The 20,552-nt window shown below is 56.8% G+C and carries 16 protein-coding genes and 1 tRNA gene; 12 read left to right on the top strand and 5 right to left on the bottom strand.

Annotated elements, in window-relative coordinates:
- Nucleotides 1-3 precede the first annotated feature (3 nt).
- Both PED39_02350 and PED39_02345 read left to right on the top strand, forming a co-directional pair.
- Nucleotides 4-294, top strand: a complete 291-nt coding sequence (locus PED39_02350; protein ID WII08057.1) for a DUF424 family protein — start codon at nucleotides 4-6, stop codon at nucleotides 292-294.
- The gene (locus tag PED39_02345; protein ID WII08056.1) at nucleotides 291-1,322 is read left to right on the top strand and encodes an NMD3-related protein; all 1,032 of its coding nucleotides are present in this window, start codon (nucleotides 291-293) and stop codon (nucleotides 1,320-1,322) included. The genes PED39_02350 and PED39_02345 overlap by 4 nt, the downstream gene beginning before the upstream one ends.
- 2 nt (nucleotides 1,323-1,324) lie before the next feature.
- Here the strand turns inward: PED39_02345 and PED39_02340 are convergent, their stop codons facing one another.
- Nucleotides 1,325-1,867, bottom strand: a complete 543-nt coding sequence (locus PED39_02340; GenBank protein ID WII08055.1) for a CDP-alcohol phosphatidyltransferase family protein — start codon at nucleotides 1,865-1,867, stop codon at nucleotides 1,325-1,327.
- An 84-nt stretch (nucleotides 1,868-1,951) separates the two neighbouring features.
- On the opposite strand from PED39_02340, the gene PED39_02335 reads away from it, so the two are divergent.
- Together PED39_02335 and PED39_02330 are read left to right on the top strand one after the other, a co-directional pair.
- The gene (locus PED39_02335; GenBank protein WII08054.1) at nucleotides 1,952-2,890 is read left to right on the top strand and encodes a fumarate hydratase; all 939 of its coding nucleotides are present in this window, start codon (nucleotides 1,952-1,954) and stop codon (nucleotides 2,888-2,890) included.
- Entirely contained in the window at nucleotides 2,815-3,453 is a 639-nt protein-coding gene (locus PED39_02330) for a FumA C-terminus/TtdB family hydratase beta subunit (protein WII08053.1), read from the top strand. Before PED39_02335 ends, PED39_02330 begins: the two co-directional genes overlap by 76 nt.
- Nucleotides 3,454-3,458: 5 nt before the next feature.
- Here PED39_02330 and PED39_02325 read toward each other — a convergent pair whose 3' ends face one another.
- Nucleotides 3,459-4,325: a carboxypeptidase-like regulatory domain-containing protein gene (locus PED39_02325; GenBank protein WII08052.1), complete on the bottom strand. Its 867-nt coding sequence runs from the start codon at nucleotides 4,323-4,325 to the stop codon at nucleotides 3,459-3,461.
- 45 nt (nucleotides 4,326-4,370) lie between these two features.
- A complete protein-coding gene (locus tag PED39_02320) occupies nucleotides 4,371-4,859 on the bottom strand; it encodes a YbjN domain-containing protein (GenBank protein ID WII08051.1) in 489 nt (162 codons plus the stop codon).
- Nucleotides 4,860-5,008: 149 nt separating this feature from the next.
- Here PED39_02320 and PED39_02315 point away from each other — a divergent pair, with 149 nt between their 5' ends.
- Together PED39_02315 and PED39_02310 are read left to right on the top strand one after the other, a co-directional pair.
- Complete coding sequence (locus PED39_02315) at nucleotides 5,009-10,369, top strand: ATP-dependent helicase (protein WII08050.1); 5,361 nt, start codon at nucleotides 5,009-5,011, stop codon at nucleotides 10,367-10,369.
- 90 nt (nucleotides 10,370-10,459) lie between these two features.
- Entirely contained in the window at nucleotides 10,460-10,855 is a 396-nt protein-coding gene (locus tag PED39_02310; GenBank protein WII08049.1) for a transcriptional regulator, read from the top strand.
- On the opposite strand, the gene PED39_02305 is transcribed toward PED39_02310, so the two are convergent.
- Complete coding sequence (locus PED39_02305; protein ID WII08048.1) at nucleotides 10,845-11,648, bottom strand: DNA glycosylase; 804 nt, start codon at nucleotides 11,646-11,648, stop codon at nucleotides 10,845-10,847. The two genes, PED39_02310 and PED39_02305, sit on opposite strands and share 11 nt — an antisense overlap.
- 57 nt (nucleotides 11,649-11,705) lie before the next feature.
- Here PED39_02305 and PED39_02300 point away from each other — a divergent pair, with 57 nt between their 5' ends.
- The 4 genes from PED39_02300 (at nucleotide 11,706) to PED39_02285 (ending at nucleotide 14,657) form a co-directional block, all read left to right on the top strand.
- Nucleotides 11,706-12,518: a TIM barrel protein gene (locus PED39_02300; protein WII08047.1), complete on the top strand. Its 813-nt coding sequence runs from the start codon at nucleotides 11,706-11,708 to the stop codon at nucleotides 12,516-12,518.
- A gap of 170 nt (nucleotides 12,519-12,688) precedes the next feature.
- Nucleotides 12,689-14,113: a DUF1538 domain-containing protein gene (locus tag PED39_02295; GenBank protein WII08046.1), complete on the top strand. Its 1,425-nt coding sequence runs from the start codon at nucleotides 12,689-12,691 to the stop codon at nucleotides 14,111-14,113.
- Nucleotides 14,114-14,117: 4 nt separating this feature from the next.
- A complete protein-coding gene (locus PED39_02290) occupies nucleotides 14,118-14,468 on the top strand; it encodes a hypothetical protein (GenBank protein ID WII08045.1) in 351 nt (116 codons plus the stop codon).
- Between the two features lie 114 nt (nucleotides 14,469-14,582).
- Nucleotides 14,583-14,657, top strand: a tRNA-Thr gene (locus tag PED39_02285).
- A gap of 18 nt (nucleotides 14,658-14,675) precedes the next feature.
- On the opposite strand, the gene thiC is transcribed toward PED39_02285, so the two are convergent.
- Nucleotides 14,676-15,989, bottom strand: a complete 1,314-nt coding sequence (thiC, locus tag PED39_02280; GenBank protein WII08044.1) for a phosphomethylpyrimidine synthase ThiC — start codon at nucleotides 15,987-15,989, stop codon at nucleotides 14,676-14,678.
- Nucleotides 15,990-16,101: 112 nt separating this feature from the next.
- On the opposite strand from thiC, the gene gyrB reads away from it, so the two are divergent.
- Nucleotides 16,102-18,015 (top strand): DNA topoisomerase (ATP-hydrolyzing) subunit B, encoded by a 1,914-nt coding sequence (gene gyrB, locus PED39_02275; protein WII08043.1) that lies wholly within the window; start codon nucleotides 16,102-16,104, stop codon nucleotides 18,013-18,015.
- A 4-nt stretch (nucleotides 18,016-18,019) separates the two neighbouring features.
- Nucleotides 18,020-20,527 (top strand): DNA gyrase subunit A, encoded by a 2,508-nt coding sequence (gene gyrA / locus PED39_02270; protein WII08042.1) that lies wholly within the window; start codon nucleotides 18,020-18,022, stop codon nucleotides 20,525-20,527.
- Nucleotides 20,528-20,552: the final 25 nt, after the last annotated feature.

The raw sequence follows: 20,552 nt of genomic DNA, 5'->3' as shown, positions 1-20,552 counted from the left end.
AACATGTTCGTGAAGCTTCACAGGGATGAGCAGGCCGTTATTCTGGCTGCATGCGATGAGGATCTGGTCGGACAGACCTTCAGGGACGGCGACAGGAAGCTGGACGTCAACGAGATATTCTACAGGGGCGAAGCCCTCGACAGGAACGGTCTTGTCCAGCGCATGAAGTCGGTGGACATCATGAACCTAGTCGGCGATGAAACGGTGACGGTGGCCATCGAGGAAGGATACGCCTCCGAGGAGGATGTCATCGTCATAGCCGGCGTAAAACATGTTCAGGTCGTGCTATTGTGAACTTCTGCGTGAAGTGCGGCCGTGATTGCGAGGAGTCCCTCCAGGGTCTGTGCATAGACTGCTGGCTGGACGGCCGCAAACTGACCGAGCTTCCGCACCATGTCGACCTGAAGGTGTGCACCAACTGCGGCGAGTTCATGTTCGGCGACAGATGGGTGAAGAAGGAGCTCACCGAGGCCGTCCAGGATGCGGCAGTCGATGCACTGTCGGTTATCCGCGATGCGAAGGTCCTAGGGGTCGCGACCTCGTACGAATGTCAGGATCCCTACGTCTATGTGGTCAATGTCCACACGGACTGCGATGTGATGGGCTACGAGACTAGCGATGTGGCCTCCACCATCGTCCGTATCAAGAACAACGTCTGCAAGAGGTGCTCCAGGCAGCTAGGCAGCTATTACGAGGCCATCCTCCAGATCCGCACCGGTGCGAAGGGAGGCCTGACCAAGGAGCAGAGGGAGGAATCCCTGGCGTTCACCGAGGAGTATGTCGCAAGGGCGGCATCCACCAACAAATCCCTGTTCATAACCAAGATGGAGATCGTCACCGGAGGTGTAGATGTCTATCTATCATCCATCTCTCTCGGAAAGAACCTGGCCAAGGAGTTCTCCGAGGTCTACTGCGCAGAGACGAAGGAATCCCCCAAGCTGGTCGGACAGACCACTGACGGCCAGGACATGTACCGCTTGACCTATCTGGTCCGCCTGCCGGAGTACCATGTAGGCGATGTCGTGATCTTCGAGAACAGGTACTGCAAGCTCACACGCGTCTCAGGCAACGGCGGGCGCGTATTGGACCTGATGAACTTCAGGGAGAAGTCCGTCAGGAAATCCGACATGACGGAGATCAAGCTCTACGAGAAGGCCGATGACCTGAAGGAGGCCACCGTCATCAACGCCAGCGGTCAGGAGATACAGGTCCTCCATCCAGACAATTTCTCGACCGTGGACCTCAGGGTCCCCGAGGGATATGAGGCAGGGGAGACCGTGAAAACGGTCATCATCGACGATGTCCTGTACCTCGTACCGTGATCTCAGTTCTTCTTCACGAAGAATACGCCTTTTGCATTGGGATCGTATTCATCGCTGGTCAGGTTGTAGTAGAAGTGCTCCATGGTCGACACGGTCGCCAGGATGCCGAGGATGACGATGGTGGCTGGAACGCCTATGAAGGCGATCAGCACCGGTGAGAGATAGATCCCCGCGCTTGTGGCCTTGTTTAGGTACGAGTGCAGGAAGGCGGCCTTGCCGAATCTAATCGATCCGACAGCTATGGCGATTATGCGGGATATCGCCAAGGCCGCTATCCAGATGATCATCCAGTCCTCCAGGACTATGTTCGGTATGATGCATATCAGCAGGCTCACCACGAAGAATCCGTCCGCGATGCTGTCGAGCATGCGTCCCTTCTCCGCAGGGAAACCCATCCTCCTGGAGATTATCCCGTCGAACACATCTGTCAGGGCGGCAACCGCTACCAATAGCAGGAAAAGCGGCGAGAAGACCTCGATGAAAGGCAAAATCAGGGATATCCCGATCCTCGAGAACGATAGCATTGGGGGGATTTCCTTGATCACGATGGTGAAATAGTCCTTTACTAGTTAAAACAGATGGCGGAACTGGTACGGAACTCAAATCCTATTTTTCAGGTCTGTAGAGCGATGATCGTCTTCAACACCATGTACCTTCGATGGTCACAGTCATATATCGGTCACTTCTTCTCCTCCATCATGATAAAACTGCCTGAGCCCGTGGAGGATGTCGTCTACAACCTCCTGCGTTTGGCCAACACGAAACTTCCCGAGGATATCGGATGGGCCATGGAGGCTGCTTCCGGTTGGGAGCAGAACGAGATCGCCTACACGCAGCTAGGGGCCATCATGGACAACGTCAAGAAGGCAGAGCACATAGGCATCCCGATGTGCCAGGATACCGGCATACCGGTGTTCTATGTCAAGGGGAAGTTCGATTCTTCCATCGGCAAGGCCATAGCGAAGGCAGTCGAGAGGGCGACGAAAGAGATCCCTCTCAGGCCCAACACAGTCGATCCCATCACCAGGGAGAACTGTGGATTGAATCTCGGGCCCGGAATGCCGATCATCCATTACATCCCTACAGATGATGACTTCACGCAGATCACCGTTCTGCCGAAGGGAGCGGGATCGGAGAACATGACCCGCCTGGGCATGCTGAACCCCGCAGATGGCGTGGAAGGGATCAAGAAATTCATCATAGACTCCGTTCTGGACGCCGGAGGGCGTCCCTGCCCGCCGACCATCGTCGGTATCGGAATCGGAGGGACATCAGACGTCTGCGTCGCGATGGCCAAGGAGGCATTGATGGTCCCGATTGATGAGGAGAATCCCGACCCCGTCCTCAGGAAGCTGGAGGAGGACCTCTTCGTCGCACTGAACAACTCAGGCCTGGGCCCCATGGGCCTCGGAGGATCAACCACTTCCCTCGGAGTGAGGATCAAGAAGTGCGCCTGCCACACGGCCAGCCTTCCAGTTGCTGTCAACATCGGATGCTGGGCAACCCGCCGTGCATCCGCCAAGATCACAGCCGACGGAGTGGAATACGCCCAGGGGGTGAAGTTCTGAAGGTCATAACCGCACCTCTGAAGGAGGAGGACGCAAGAGCCCTCAAACTGGGAGAGACCGTCTTCATATCCGGACCGGTCATCACCGGCCGCGATGAGATGCACATCCGCGCCCTGGAGTACGCCAGGGAAGGAAAGGAGGTCCCCAAGGACATAGAGGAATCGGTCCTGTTCCATTGCGGACCCATCATGCTCCAGAGAGAGGACGGCTCATGGTCCGTCATCGCAGCCGGACCCACAACATCCGCCAGGATGAACAAGCTCGAGCCTGAGTTCATCAGGAGGTTCAAGATCCGCGCGATCATCGGAAAGGGAGGCATGTCCGCCGATACCATCGCAGCGATGAAGGAATGCGGATGCGTCTATCTGGCCGCGACCGGAGGAGCAGCCGTCAGCCTCGCAGAGGGATTGAGCAAATGCACCGGCTGCGAATGGTTGGACCTGGGCATGGCAGAGGCCATGTGGAGATTCCAGAGCGACCGCTTCGGACCGTTGGTGGTAGCCATTGATGCCAACGGCAACAGCCTCTACGAAAAGGTGAACAGCAATCTTGTAAGGCCGTAATCGGCTCACTTCTTCTTGGCCTTGGTCTCGGGAAGGTCGTTCAGCACATAGATGCCGTTCTCCTTCTCGGGCTTTCTGGCCATGTATATTCCGAAGAGCGCGACAAGGACAGATATCAGAAGTCCGAACAGGGCCAGGGTGTGCGCCATATCCATTCCGAGCACACCGATGTGACTCTTCTGTACCATCTGGACGTTGGTCGTCATGTTCAGCGAGGGATCCACATTGCTCACGGTCACGTCCTCCAGGCCTCCCTTGGCGACGGTCACGTCGTAGGTGGTTCCCGTCGGGCAGTCTATGTGGTAGTGACCCGCATTGTTGCTGGTGCCTGTCAGGTTGTACTGTCCGGAGACGATGGTGATCAAAGCTCCTTCAACGGGCACAACACGGTTCTCGATCATGGTGGTGACCGTTCCGAATATGGTTCCGTTCGTACGGGCCAGGAGCGCGGTGACCCCGTAGTCGTCGTACAGCTCATGGACGCCTTCGGTCTCGGTCTCGTCCTTCAGGACGATCTCGTACACGTTGCTGTCTCCCAGGCGGACCAGTTCCGAGCAGTAGCTCTGCACGGAATACCCTTCGAGCGTGAATGTGATGTACCTCAGGCTGGTGTCGTACCTCACGGTGAACGATCCGTTATCGGTGCTCGTAACTTCCTGCAGGGGATCCTGATCGAGGGATGCCCATGTCTTCACGCTCACTCCTTCCAGGGCCCTGTGGTTCTCCTGGGGAGGGATCTCGTGCACGTAGCCGTGCAGGGATGCGATCGGGGATTGCGCCCCATCGTCGGCCGAGGCATCCTCTGCGCTGATGGCTACGCCTGAGAAAAGCAGGGCGAAACCGAGCAATGCGAGAAGGAACTGCCTCTTCATGATGGATGTGAAGGTCCTGACAGTTATTTAAGTGGAATGTAAGGATCATCCATACATCGCGTCAGGTATCTTGGAGACCTCTTCAGCGAGCTTCTTCAGGTCGCCGTCGTGCTGGTCCACGGTCTTGACCATGTGCTTCATCATCGACAGGACGAACTCCTGCGACATCTTGGTCTCAACGAAGATATAGCCGTACTCGAAGGATATCAGTCCCTCGTCCGGGTCCAGGAAGAACGCTCCGAACGGCAGCGTCTTGTTGATGCCGTTCAGCTCCCAGGCCACTTTCTCGAAGTTGTTGGGTTCGGCCTTCAGGGCCAGGGGGCACACGAAATGGATGGCCGCATCCTGCACGACCATGTTCATCATGATAGGCAGGTCATCGCCCTGTATCGGCACTGTGAACATCTTGTAATCGTCGGAGTATTGGTATTTCATATCGTTGGATTCCAATGCCTTCCTGATCGTCGTGATGACGTCATCGTCACCGGTGAGCCCATACCTCTTCGTCTCGTTCTTCTTGCCGAAACCGAACATACACACCGTATCATGGTCTTGGTATTTGAACGGATATCGGCCAGATTATCAGAATCGTAGGTCCTTAAAGCTACAATTCACGGGTGGATTCAGTTACCTTTTTAACAAAAGGTTTTAATCTATAATGTTTCTGTCAGACGGATATTCTCATGGTCGAGAGGGTAGACAGGACATACAGTAAAGATGAGGTCATGGGCATGATGGAGCCCCTCATCTCAACATGGTTCAATGAGAAATACGACGATCTCACCATTCCTCAGGCGAAAGCTATCCCCGTGATCCATCAGAGGCGTAATGTTTTAGTTTCCTCTCCTACAGGATCCGGTAAGACCCTCACGGCCTTCACAAGCATCATCAACGAGCTCACCCGCTACGCCAGGGAGGGGACCCTCGAGGAGCGCGTCTACTGCATCTACGTATCTCCGCTGAAAGCCCTCGGAAACGATGTCAACCGCAACCTCAACACCCCGCTGGCCGAGATGAGGGAGGTTGCGCACAGGCACGGAATGAACATCCCGAACATCACCGTGGCCGTTAGGTCAGGAGATACCCCCCAGGCCGAGAGGCAGAAGATGGTCCGCCATCCTCCCCACATTCTTATCACTACGCCGGAGAGCCTGGCGCTCATCCTAGCGGCACCCAAGTTCAAGGATGCCTTCAACAAGGTCGAATGGGTGATCCTGGACGAGATCCACGACATCTGCGATTCCAAGAGAGGAGCTTTCCTATCGCTCACGCTGGAGCGCCTCAGGAGGCACTGCGAGAACGATTTCGTCCGCATAGGATTATCCGCAACGCTGGCCCCCATAGAGGAGATAGCCGCATACCTTGTGGGATGCGAGCCCGACGGGAAGCCCAGGGACGTGGCGCTGATAGAATCAGGTTCCAAGAAGACGCTGGACCTTCAGGTGATATGCCCGACAAGGGACCTGACCACACTCTCATCGGACATCGTCAACTCGATGATGTACGACACCCTGAAGGAACTGATCGATACGCACGACACGACGCTGGTCTTCACCAACACCAGGTCCGGAGCCGAGAGCGTCGTCTACAAGCTGAAGGAGAGGGGACTGGAGAACATCGAGGTCCACCACAGCTCATTGGGAAGGGACATCAGGCTCGACGTCGAGGAGCGTCTCAAGCACGGAGAGATCAAGTGCGTGGTGTCATCCACCTCATTGGAATTGGGTATCGACATAGGTTCGGTCGACCTGGTGTGCCAGATAGGTTCTCCCAAGTCAGTCGCGAAGGGGCTGCAGAGGATTGGAAGGAGCGGTCACAGCTTCGGAAAGGTGGCCAAGGGAAGGCTGCTGGTCTTCGATCCCGACGACCTAGTGGAATGCGCCGTCATGTGCCGTGCTGCCCACAGGGGAGACATAGACCGTGTCGGTATCCCCGAGAACGCACTGGATGTACTCTCTCAGACCGTCGTCGGCATGTCGCTGGACAACAGATGGGATATCGATGACGCATACGATCTCGTGAAGGGCTCGTACTGCTACCGCAACCTCTCGAAGGAGAGCTTCATGCAGGTCATAAAGTACCTGGGAAGCAAGGATGACTTCGAGGGAGTGTACTCCAAGATATGGTACGACGAGGAGGAGAACACCTTCGGAAAGAAGAAGGGTTCCCGCATGATCTACTTCATGAATCTGGGAACGATCCCGGAGGAAGCCAACTACCGTGTGATCACGAACCACGGATCGGTGGCTGGGGAATTATCAGAGAAGTTCGTCGAGAGGCTGTCACCCAGGGACGTCTTCGTACTGGGAGGACGCTCGTTCGAGTTCGTCCGCTCCAAAGGAATGACGGCATATGTGAAGGAGGCCAACGGCAGGAAGCCCACCGTTCCCTCCTGGGCAGGAGAGATGCTGCCCAGGTCCTTCGATCTGTCGATGGACGTCGCCATCTTCAGGAGGGAGATGTCGCAGAGGATCCTGGAGAACGAGACCGAGGCCATTGCTAAGATCTCCCAGGAGTTCGACGTGGACGAGGGTTCCGCCCGTTCGATCTATTCATACTTCAAGGAACAGGACGCAGTCGCAGGTTTCATCCCGGACGACAGGAAGCTGGCCGTCGAGGAGTACATCGACCCCTCCGGCAACCAGAAGCTGGTGTTCCACTTCCCGTTCGGACGCAGGGTCAACGATGCCCTGTCCCGCGCATACGCCCACAGACTCACCAACCTCCTGGGTGCGAACGTATCCGTCACAATTTCAGATGATAGCTTCATGCTCGGATGCCCCAGGACATTCGATATCGACCAGCTGCCCGGACTTATCAAAGCGAGCGAGCTGGAGACGGTCCTGAGGAAATCGCTGAAGGATTCCGAGATATTCAAGCTCAGGTTCAGGCACACGGCCGCCAGGTCGTTCATGATCCTCAGGAACTACATGGGCAGGCCGATAAGCGTCAACAGGCAGCAGGTCAGATCCACCTATCTCCTGGAAGCATTGGGAGGAATGGAAGGTGTCCCCGTCATCGAGGAGACCTACAGGGAGGTCATGGAGGATGACATGGACATCAAGAACGCCCAGCACGTCCTCAACCTGCTGGATTCCGGCGAGATGCAGCTCAGCCTAATCCGCTATTCCGGAACTCCTTCACCCTTCGCCCACTCAGCGATCCTGTCCGGATTCTCGGATATAGTCCTCATGGAGGACCGTTCCGCACTGCTCAGGGAGCTCCACAGGAAGGTCCTCTACCGTGCGTTGGGAGACTCCGTCAGGGAGTTCGAGTTCGATGAGGACCAGATCGTCCCCTACTACGCTCAGAAGCCCACCCGCATCACATGCAAGGACGACATCCCCAAGCTCCTCATGGAGACCGGACCGCTCCAGGCGCTTCGCGAGAGGGGAAGGAACATCTATTCGTATTCGGACGAGGACAGGAAGGTGCTGGATGGCTGGGTCCGCGAGCTGATGCACTCAGGCGAGATAGGCACCGTGTTCCTGGACGAGCCCCACATCATGGTGGCCGATGAGATCCCATATTATGCCGCGGCCACGAGGAAGGAGAGGGAGCTCAACGAGACCGACCAGGCAGTCTACGACCTGATAGACATGGACGTACCGATGAACGAGGTGGCCGAGAAGCTGGAGATCAGCGAGGACATGGCCATCAGGTCCATCAGGAAGCTGGAATCGATGTACCTCATCACCAGATCCGACCTCGTGAACAACAAATGGGTCTTCGGCAGGGTCGATTATCCGAAGATGGATATCGACGAGGCCACGGACCGCATCGTCATGAGATATCTGGACTGCTTCGCGCCCGCATCCGTGCAGGAGGTCGCATTCGCGCTGTCCCTAACGGACGACAAGGCCCGCCAGTCATTGGAATCGCTGGTCGCCAACGAGGAGGTCGTCAAGGGAAGGTTCCTGGTCTCCGAGAACGACCAGTACATGCTGAAGATCGACCACATGAGGCTTAAGGCCGGAAAGGACAACATCTACAGCTATGAGGCCGTGGAGAGGTACAGGCTAACCAAAGGCCAGCATTTCAAGACCATCAAGGAGTTCTTCGACTTCCACGGTTCCGCAGGGAACGAGCTGGACGTGTACAACAGGGTCGAGAACTTCGACCTCGACGAGTGGTACAGGCTTCGCGCGGCCGGCGAGATCCAATTGGGACGCTTCGTCAGGGGAAGGGTCAGGTTCGTCATGAAGGACGACGCTGACAGGTATGCCGCCGTGAGGATGGACGAGACCGCCCCGGAGGACCTGGAGCTTCTGAACCTCATAGACGGAATGGGCATGGCCACCCTCCGCCAGCTCGTCGCCGAGACGGGCAAGGACAAGGATATTATCCGCGATTCAGTTATGCGTCTGGACAGGTCCCTCCGCATCATCCGCGCATTCAGCGAGAAGGAGGACTGGGGAACGGAGAACACCTATGCAGTCTTCAGACCGGGAATCCCCGAAGGGGATCCCGCTAAGGACCTCATCGCCAAAGCCATCAGGGCCTACGGTCCGATTCCTGCTCAGGGTTTGCGTTACATCGTCGGTGCACCTTTGGACGTCGTCGAATCCACTGCGGCCGATATCGGTGCCAAGGTCATCGCTGTGGGTGACGGCCAGTCGCCCATGTACATCATGGAGGACGAGATCCCCGCCCTTGACGCTGTCAAGGAGGAGGAATACCCCCTCAGATTGTTGTCATTGTTCGATCCAGACCTGGGATCCAAATGGGCCGAGATCGCCGCTCGTTACGGCGACCGCTGGATTTTCCCCTTGGTTAAAGGGACAATGATCGTCGGTGCGCTGGAGATCTGGGAGATGTCGGGATGCATCGAGGTCAGATCCATGGATATGGACGACCCGGAGATGTTCCCGGAGGTGCTGAAGACCATCGACCACATGATGGGATTCTACAACCAGAAGGGAATCGACATCGTCCGCATCAGGGAGGTCCTCAGCGTGGATGTTGCGGATCTGGACGACGCCAAGGTCAAGGCCCTGGAGGATAGCGGATACGCCTTCGTCAACGGATTCTACGCCAAGGGACGCTTCGATCCCTGGACCATGACCGAGGAGCAGATGCTCTCGTACATCTTCGCCAACCAGAAGGTCAACAGGGCGAACATGTACCCCTCGGTCGCCGACTGCGTGGCCAAGCGCGGATACATCCGCGGCGACCAGGAGGTCTTCACCAGGGTGTCCGAGAAGACGCTGATGAAGAAGCAGATGGAGAAGGGCTACCTGATGAAGATGACCCTCACCCCCATGTATCAGGGATACACCGATTCCGATCACGCCAGTTTGTTCAGGGCACAGAAGGGATACGTTCCCGACGAGGACGCCAAGACCCTACTGTCCCTCATCGTCATGAAGCAGCCCGTATCCAAGAAGAAGATAGTCGAGGAGTCCCCGCTTTCCTTAGAGAGGACCAACGAGATCCTAGGCGAGCTCAACAGGATGTCGGTGCTCTACCAGGATGCCGACGGAGGGTTCAACATCGTCCCGGACAACGGAATGGACCAGATGGAGGCCACCAAGGAAGTCGCCAGGATGCACATGCGCGACTTCGGCATCTTCACCGCCGAGGACATGTCCATGTTCATCGGCAGCAGGATGTCGGTCACACGCAGGGTACTGAGGGAGCTGGAGGACGAGGGAATGGTGAAGAAGGGATTCTTCGTCGCCGACGATCCCACTCTCAGATGGATGCTGGCCAAGGACGTCGGGAAGACCAGCCGCAGGGCAGGGGAGTCTTTCATCCTGAACTCGCAGGACAACCTTCACGCCTATCTCCGCGACATGATCAAGAGGGAGGTCGGCTCCACCAAATCCGTGATCTTCGCCAACAACAAGATCATAGGCTCCTTCCAGGGTAAGATATGCGCCTCCGGAGCGAAGGTGGAGGAGTTCGAGGGATCCGACCGCGCCAACCGCATGATGAAGGAGGCGGCGCAGTCTTTGGGAACCAGGTTGGACACCAAGAGGGACCGTGAGGACGAGGATTGGGACGTCTCCGAGTTCTACACCAAGGTCAATACGGGCGCATGAGCTAGCCGGCTCTAGCCAACGGTTCAAGGTCGGTTAATTGTATTTGAAAAATAGTCAAGCATTTTATACTCAAACAATTTCGAATCCAGCATGAAGATCCCCTGCGAGATAATTGTATGGTATATTCTCCCGATAATCCGCAGGGAGATTGCCAACGAATTGGTCAACGTACACCACATGACTCAGGCCGAGGTGGCACGCAGGTTCAGCGTCACAGATGCCGCCATCTCCCAGTATCTCAAGAAGAAACGCGGGGACAGCGCCATCATCGAGGAGAGCGAGGCCTATGCGGAATTCCAGGCATCCATAAGGGAATCTGCCAGGCGCATAGTTGTTGAGGATGCGGACTTCGAACTGGAGCTCTGCAGGCTCTGCGGAACGGTGCGCAACTCGGGTCTTCTGAACGAGGTGAGCCTCAAGCAGACTGGCGACACTTCTGCCAACTGCAATGACATGGGTTGCGCGATCGCGCCTGTCAAGAAATGAAATCGGCGTGATACAGGAACTCTTGAGCATATCCTGCATATTCCCCGAACTTCTCACGTCCGTATGCGGAGACCGCCTTGTAGTTGCCGGTCACGCCGTAGATGTCCTCCATGACCTTGGATATCCTGGCGTCTATGGGGAAGGCCTCCATGTGCTCGAATGCGAACAGCGCCACGCAGTCAGCCACCTTCGGCCCGATGCCGTTGATGTCCTGAAGGGCGACAACGCATTCCTCATAATTCATCTCCGAAAAGGATTCCACATCGATGTCCCCGGACTCCACCCTCTCGGCGAGGGTGACGAACCTCGATTCCCTGAAGCCGAGCCTGCATTCCGCTATACATCCGCATCCGTCCAGGATCTGCTTGGGCGTGGGGAAGCCGTGCCTCCTTCCCAGATCGTCCCCGAAGTGGTCGCAGACAGATTCAACCATCTGACCTATCCTCTTGACGTTGGCGTTGGTGGCTAGAAGATATGTGGCCAGGCACTCCCAATGGTCCTGGCGGAGTATGCGCATGCCTGGACATCTGTCCGCCAGGGATGCTACGTACTCATCCCTCTTGGAGATCTCGGAGATGATGGTCTCCAGATCATCGTCCCCTCCGAGGTATCTGGTGATCCCCTTGCGGTCATCCGTACCGATGACCTCCACGGATGTGGGGGATATCTGCTTCATGGTAATGATCTGGTTCCTCCAGACACCTTCCCAGCTGCCGTCGTCCAGCTTATGCCAGCGGTGGGCCTGTCCGCATCCCAATGTGGGGTCCAGCGATACCTCCAGATCGATCCTCATGGTTACCCGATATCGCTTCCAGATAATCATTTATTCGGTCAGGGACATCGCCCCCGCATGATGAGATTCGGTCCCGCAGGATACCCCTCGGCAGGAAAGACGCCTGAAGGCTCCCTTGAGTACACCAAAGGCTTGGGCCTCAACGCTTTGGAGGTGGAGTTCGTCCGCGGAGCCCGCATCAGTCCCGAGAGGGCGCAGGCGGTCGGAGCGAAGGCGAAGGAGCTCGACATCAGGCTCAGCTGCCACGCACCGTATTTCATCAGCTTCAACTCAGACAGCATGGAGACCCGCGACAAGAGCATCAATTGGGTGATGGATACCGCCCGCGCCGCACACAATCTGGGAGCCTACATTATCGTCATCCATGCTGCCGCATACGGCAAGACGCCGGAGACCGCACTTCCCAATGTCATCGCCGGGCTGTCCAAATGCAAGGACATGCTTGACGACGAGGGGATCAAGGACGTCATCCTCGGGGTGGAGACCATGGGCAAGCTCGGACAGTTCGGGACGCTCGCAGAGATCGGCAAGGTCATGGACGAGGTCGACGGGGTCCACCCGGTACTGGATGTAGCTCACGTCCACGCCAGGGGCCACGGGTACCTGAAGACCGAGGAGGACATGAAAGGTCTCATCGACGAGTTCTTCCCCCTTGCAGGGGACATAGCCCATTTCCACATCAGCTGCATAAAGTACGGCGATAAAGGGGAGATCTCCCATCTGCCTCTGGAGTCCAAGGACCCCGACCTCCAGCTCCTTGCGAATGTTCTCGCGGACAGCAAGCAGGAGTGCAACTTCATTTGCGAATCGCCGATGATAGAGAAGGACGCCGTGGTGTTCAGGGACATGTTCCCCAAGTACCGTCAGTGAACGGTAACGCTGTGCGCTCCATTGTACTTTCTGATTTCGTCAATGGACAGATATCCTCTGACGTTGGATGGATTCGGCCATATCTTTTTATCATTTCAAAGCGATGTTAAGCTGGGTGTTACTGGTTGAGGGAGGTCAGGGGTTATCTGTCGGAGGTGAGTAAGACTACTTTGCCTATCGCAATTTTCATCCTTGCGATCGACACCTTGACCGTAGGCACCAACCCCGAGCAGTTCGCTATCGAGCTGCTATGCGTCATGTTGGTCATAACCGGGTTCTCCCTGTTCCTGTACGGGGTGGACATAGGAGTGATCCCCATGGGGAGGGTCGTGGGTTCCGAGATATCCCACAGGAAATCCGTCCTGCCGATGATCCTGATCGTGTTCGTTATCAGTGTCGTCGTCACGGTGGCCGAGCCGGATGTGACCGTTTTCGCATCCACGGTCGATCTGTTGTTCCATGATGTGAACTACGGTATGCTGATAGCATCCATCGCCGTCGGAGTGGCGGTCATGCTCGTGCTCGCGGCTCTGAGGATCTATCTGAATTACTCCATGAAGAAACTGATCACGATAGGTTATGTCATCGTTATCATCCTGGGGCTCGTGGTCCCCAAGTACATCCTGGGGATAGCTTTCGATTCGGGAGGGGTCACCACCGGCCCGATAACCATCCCCGTCCTCATGGCATTGGGAATGGGAATAGGGATGGCCACATCCCGCAGCTCCGATCCGATGAACAGCTTCGGGATGGTCGGGTTGGCATCGATAGGCCCGCTGATAACGGTCATGCTCTACGGTCAGTTAGCCGGAATATCGGACCTGATGACCCCCGTCGCCGCCGCGGAGATCGACGACATCAGCAAGGAGACCCTGATCCGCTATCTATCGGAGGCATTCGTGGACACCCTGGGTTCGGTCATACCGCTTCTCGTGATATTCCTGCTCCTGCTGAAGTTCTATCTCCACGGGACTTGGCACGACGTGAGGATCACGTTAGCGGGAATGGGGATCACCATGGCGGGGATGGTGTTTTTCCTCACAGGCGTCTATGCCGGTTTCATGCCCATGGCCCAGGAGACCGGGGTCTACCTGATCCAACACGGAGCAGGGATATGGATACTTGCCATAGGACTCATCCTGGGATTCCTGGTCATCGCGGCGGAGCCCGCGGTGAAGATCCTGGGATCGCAGGTGGAGAGCGTATCCAGGAACATGATAACATCGAAGACGATAATGATAGTCGTCGGTATCGGGGTATCTGTGTTCGTCGGAATAGGCATGTACGCCATGTCGCAGGGCTGGATGTCCATATACTACATCCTGCCGATATATGTCGTGGCTTTGGTCATGCTGTGGTTCATGGACGACAGTCTCGTGGGAATCGCTTACGACGCGGGAGGCGTGGCCACCGGACCCATGTCCGTAGCGGTCATAATGTCCATGTACACGGCGATGGCAGAGGAGCTGGGCGGGGATATCGCATCGGAGAATGCGTTCGGAGTCATCGCCCTGATAGCCTTAGCGCCGATCATTGCATTATCGATAATGGGAATCTATATACGTCTGAAAAGGAAATCAATTAACAGGAACTGAGACGATGGAAACTAATCAGAACATGGTGATGATAGTCTCGATGGTCGACAAGAGCGTCGCCGACGAGGTTGCATCCCAGGTGTACGAGATAGCGCAATCCAAAGTGTCTATTTTCTACGGATCCGGAAAGACCGATGAGAGAGGCTTCCTCGGGGTTCGGTTGAACGACGAGGTCGTCGAGATCGTCTGCGTGGTGGACCATTCCATGGTGGATGACATCACGAAGCTCATATCGGAGGTCGGCCGCATGGACGAGCTTGGTAAGGGATACATCGTGGAGATTCCGTCCGTCACGTTCATGGGTCCTACGCCCAAGGCCGACCAAGCCGAGGCCGAACCCAAAGCCGACCAGTAAATCCTTCCGGAATCAGCGCTTTATCAGCCCTAACGACCAGAGGATATCAGCGTGAGCACTCTCGACATACCGTCCGAGCCTATTTTATACGGTGATAATATCACTAGCCTTGAGGCCGCTGTGGCTTAGTGGTATAGCATCTGATTCGTAATCAGAAGGCCGAGGGTTCAAATCCCTTCAGCGGCTCCATCCTCTTCTTCAGACCTTTCAACAATCCTCTTTGGGAGAATCCTTCTTGCCGGGCTTGTCCCCGTTCATGTAGACGTTGACGATCTTGATGGCGCATACGTCGCCGCACATGGAGCATCCCTCGCTTTCCTCCGTGCAGCCTCTCTTCCTGTACCTTCTGGCCTTCTCCTCGTCGATGCAGGTCTCGAACATGGTCTGCCAGTCCAGCTCCTTCCTGGCGTGGGCCATCCTGGTGTCTCTCTCCCTGCCGATGCCCCTTGAAAGGTCCCCGACATGGGCGGCGATCTTGGACGCGATAACGCCCTCTCTGACGTCGTCAAGGTCTGGAAGGGACAGATGCTCCGCCGGAGTGACGTAACATAGGAAATCGGCCCCGTTCTGGGCCGCTACGGCGCCTCCTATGGCGCCTACGATGTGATCGTAACCCGGAGCTATGTCCGTGACCAACGGTCCAAGGACGTAGAATGGGGCCTCATGGCAGAGCCTCTTCTCAAGCTGCATGTTCATCGGGACCTGGTCCAAAGGCATGTGACCCGGGCCCTCAACCATGCTCTGAACACCTGCCTCGCGGGCCCTCTTAACCAAATGACCCAGCGTCATCAATTCTGACAGTTGAGCCTGGTCGCTCGCATCGTCGATGCAGCCCGGTCTGAAACCGTCCCCGAGGGACAGTGTGAACTCGTATTTCCTCGCCATCTCCAACAGATAGTCGAAGTTCTTGTAGAGGGGATTCTCCTCGTCGTTGTGAAGGATCCAAGCCGTGAGGAACGATCCTCCTCTTGACACGACATCGGTGATCCTGTCGCTCTTCTTGAGCCATTGGACGGTATCCTTCGTGATTCCGCAGTGCACCGTCATGAAGTCCATTCCGTCCTTCGCATGCCTCTCTATGCCGTTGAAGATGTCGTCCTCGGTCATCTCCACGATGGCGTTCTTCCTGGCGGCGTGAACTCCGGTCTCGTAAATCGGGACGGAACCCATCATGACAGGACACTCACCTATGAGCCTCGCCCTTATGGCGTCTATGTCCCCTCCGGTGCTCAGATCCATCACAGCATCGGCACCGTACTCTATGGCGACCTTCAGTTTCTTGGACTCCATCTCCACGTCGACCATGTCCCTGGACGTTCCCAGGTTGACGTTGATCTTGACAGACATGCCTTGGCCTATGGCCCTGGGTTCGCAGTCGTGTATGGGGTTGTGCGGTACGCAGATCCTTCCGGAGGCGATTCCGTTCCTGACGAACTCCTCGCTCACCTTCTCCTGTCTCGCGATCTCCTTGATTAGGGGCGATACGACTCCTCTGCGAGCCTCTTCCATTATGGTGCTCATAGATTATCGTCCAGACATCTTCTGGCGGGGTATATCAAAGTTGGGAATGTGCGCGTGCGGGCGCACACATACGCGCGCATACATTATATACAAACGGGGGATACGGAAAAGCATGACCATGGATGGGAACATACAGAAGGCCGAAGAGGAGTACAACGCGGACAGCATCGTCGCGTTAAAGGGCCTCGAGGCCGTCAGGAAGAGACCCGGGATGTACATCGGGTCCACAGATACGCGCGGACTCCACCATTGCGTCTACGAGGTCGTGGACAATGGTATCGACGAGGTCATGGCAGGATTCGCCACGCGCGTCGAGGTCACCATAAACGAGGACGGCTCAATCACCGTGGTTGATGACGGAAGGGGAATCCCCACCGAGATCAACCAGGAGGAGGGCAAGTCCGGACTAGAGATGTGTCTCACGGACCTTCATGCAGGAGGAAAGTTCAACCAGAACTCCTACAAGGTGTCCGGAGGACTCCACGGAGTGGGAGTATCCGTCGTGAACGCCCTCTCCAAGAAGCTCATTGCCACCGTCGACCGTATGGGCAAGAGGTGGAGGCAGTCCTACCAGATCGGTATCCCCGACGGACCCGTAGAGGAGATCGGGGAGTCTGACAGGCACGGTACGACGATCCAATTCTGGCCGGACGGAGACGTATTCGAGACCACCGAGTTCGATTATTCTACATTGCAGAACAGGTTCCGCAACCAGGCATTCCTGAACAGCGAGGCCACCATAGTCTTCACCGACAAGCGCACGGGCAGGACCGAGACCTTCCACTACGACGGAGGAGTCTCGGAGTTCGTGCAGTACCTGAACAGGTCCAAGACTCCGCTGCACCCCAATCCCATCCGTATTTCCGGGGAGAGGAACGGAGTCGCCATCGATATCGCGATGCAGTGGACCGACGGGTACAACGAGGAGATCGACTCCTTCGTGAACACGATCTACACCCCCGAGGGAGGAACGCATCTCACAGGATTCAGGACATCCCTGACCAAGACCGCTAACGATTACGGCAAGGCGAACAACCTGCTGAAGGACCTGGTCCTTGAGGGAACGGATATCCGTGAGGGACTGACGGCCATCGTCAGCATCAAGATGTCCGAGCCCCAGTTCGAGGGACAGACCAAGGCCAAGCTGGGAAGCAGCGTGGCCCAGGGAGCGGTCAGCAGCCTGATGAACGAGAAGCTCTCCGAATTCCTGCTCGAGAACCCCGCCATCGCCCAGCAGATCATCAGGAAGGCCGTCTCCGCCTACGAGGGCAGGGAAGCGGCAAGGAAGGCAAGGGATGCCACAAGGAGGAAGGGGGTCCTTGAGACCACGAGCCTCCCCGGAAAGCTCGCCGACTGCTCCGAGAAGGACCCGTCGCTGTGCGAGCTGTACATCGTCGAGGGAGACTCCGCAGGAGGATCCGCCAAGCAGGGAAGGGACCGTGCGTTCCAGGCCATCATGCCCCTCAGGGGAAAGATCCTGAACGTGGAGAAGGCCCGTCCCGACAAGCTCCTCGACCATGAGGAGATCAAGAACCTCGCCATAGCGATCGGCGGAGGTATCGGAAAGGAGTTCGACATCACCAAGATCAGGTACCACAGCATCGTCATCATGACCGATGCGGATGTCGACGGAGCGCACATCTGTACCCTACTCCTGACGCTGTTCTACAGGCAGATGAGGCCCCTCATAGAGAACGGCAACGTCTACATCGCCATGCCGCCTCTCTACAGGGTCTACAAGGGCAAGAAGCAGATCTACTGCTACAACGACGAGGAGATGGCCAAGGCCATCGAGGAGCTGGGCCAGGGATGCAACGTCTCAAGGTACAAGGGTCTGGGAGAGATGAACCCCCAGCAGCTGTGGGAGACGACCATGGACCCCGAGAACAGGGTGATGAAGAAGGTCTACATCGAGGACGCCATACTGGCCGACCAGATGTTCTCAGTCCTCATGGGCGACGATGTGGAGCCCAGGAGGGAGTTCATCATCGAGCATGCACACGAAGTGATCAACCTGGATGTGTGATACCATGGACGAGGAACAGCAACCCACAAAGAGGATAATCAACCAGACGGTCGAGCAGGAGATGCAGCGCTCCTACATCGACTACTCCATGAGTGTCATAGTAGGACGTGCCCTTCCGGACGTCCGTGACGGACTGAAGCCGGTCCACAGGAGGATCCTGTACGCGATGGACCAGATCGGTCTCACCTACAACAGGCCCCACAAGAAGTCCGCCACAGTTGTCGGAGAGGTTTTAGGAAAGTACCACCCCCACGGCGATTCCGCCGCGTACGAGGCGATGGTCAGGCTCGCGCAGCCCTTCTCCCTCAGGTATACTCTGGTGGACGGACAGGGTAACTTCGGTTCGGTCGACGGAGACTCGGCCGCGGCCATGCGTTACACAGAGGCCAGGATGACCAAGATGGCCAGCGATCTCCTGCTGGATCTGGACAAGGAGACCGTGGACATGGTGGACAACTACGACGGTTCCCTGAAGGAGCCTTCCGTCCTCCCGTCCAAGTTCCCCAACCTGCTGGTGAACGGATCAGACGGTATCGCCGTCGGAATGGCGACCAAGATGCCGCCCCACAACCTCACCGAGGTCTGCAACGCCATCACATACACGATCGACAACCCCGAGGCGACCGTGGACGACCTGATGCAGTACGTCAAGGGTCCCGATTTCCCCACCGGAGGAACCATCTACGGACTCTCCGGAATCAGGTCCGCATACGAGACCGGAAAGGGAAAGCTCAGGGTAAGGTCCAAGGTCCACTTCGAGGACATGGACAACGGAAAGACCAGGATCATCGTCGACGAGATCCCCTACCAGGTCAACAAGGCCATGCTGATCATCCAGATCGCCGACCGCGTGAAGGACAAGGAGATCGAAGGTATCACAGATCTCAGGGATGAATCGGACAGGCACGGAATGCGCATAGTCATCGAGCTCCACAAGGATGCGATCCCCAACGTCGTCCTCGAGAACCTCTGGAGGAAGACCAACATGGAGATCACCTACGGTGTCATCAACATCGCACTGGTGGACAACAAGCCCGCCCTCCTCGGTCTGAAGGAGCTCATCGTCCAGTACATCAAGCACAGGAAGTCCGTCGTCACCAGGAGGACGCAGTACGAGCTGGACCAGGCGGCGAAGAGGTTCCACATACTCGAGGGTCTGATGAAGGCCATCAACATGCTGGACGAGACCATCGCACTCATCCGCGAATCCGCGGACGGTGAGGCGGCCAACCTCGGGCTGCAGAATCTGCTGGGCATCGACCAGGAGCAGGCCAAGGCCATCCTGGACATGAGGCTCCAGAAGCTGACCGGACTCGAGTTGGACTCCATCAAGCAGGAGTACGAGCAGCTGAGGATCCTGATGGATGACCTGAAGGACATCCTCGCTCACGAGCAGAGGGTCCTGAACATCATCAAGGACGAGCTCAAGAACATGTCCGAGACCTACGGAGACGAGCGCCGCACCGAGATCGATCCCAACGAGATCGATGCCGACGAGGAGGACCTGATCCCCAACGAGAAGGTCGTCGTCACGGTCTCCAATGACAACTACATCAAGAGGATCCCGCTGAACACCTACAGGGCGCAGTCCAGGGGCGGAGTCGGCCTCACGGCTATGCAGACCAAGGAGGAGGATCACGTGGCAGCCATGTTCGTCATGATGTCGCACGACTACATCCTCTTCATCACCAACAAGGGACGCATGCAGTGGCTGAAGGGATACAGGATCCCCGAGGGAAGCAGGCAGGCCAAGGGTAAGCCGATCGTCAACCTGATCCCCGATCTAGAGGAGGACGAGAAGATCATCAACTCCATCACCACCCACGACTTCCCCGACGACAGGTACCTGGTGTTCTGCACCAGGAACGGACTGTTCAAGAAGACCGTGATGTCCGCATACGGAAACGTCAGGTCCAGGGGAATCAAGGCCATCAAGCTGGACGAGGGCGACGAGCTGATCGGAATGGGAATCACGGACGGTGAGGACCAGATCATCATCGCATCCGCAGGAGGACAGGCAGTCAGGTTCGACGAGACCGACGCCAGGCCTCTCGGCCGTGACACCATGGGAGTCAAGGGAATGACCCTCTCCGACGGTGACAGGGTCGTGTCCATGGCAGTGGTGAAACCCGGCGACAAGCTGCTGACGGTGTCCGAGAACGGATACGGTAAGATCTCCGACGTGGACGATTACCGCAAGACCAAGCGCGGAGGAAAGGGAGTCATCACCATCAAGACCGACGAGCGCAACGGAAACGTCGTGAGCGTCAGGAAGGTCGTCAACGGCGATGAGCTCATGCTGCAGTCCAAGAGCGGAAAGATCATCCGCATGCAGACCGACAGCATCCGCGAGACCGGACGCAACGCCAAGGGAGTGAGGGTAATGGACATGCGCGACGGCGACAAGATCATCGCTGTCGAGCCTGTCATGGCCGAGGATGCGGAGCCCGAGGACATCGAGGCTCCCGCCGAGGAGGCCCCAGCACCCGAGGGCGGAGACAACCAACAGTGAACCTGAAAGGGGGCTCAAGCCCCCT

This window comes from Methanomassiliicoccales archaeon LGM-RCC1 (genome assembly GCA_030168575.1).
Classification (GTDB): domain Archaea; phylum Thermoplasmatota; class Thermoplasmata; order Methanomassiliicoccales; family Methanomethylophilaceae; genus Methanoprimaticola.
This window is presented reverse-complemented; position numbering and strand designations above follow the sequence as displayed.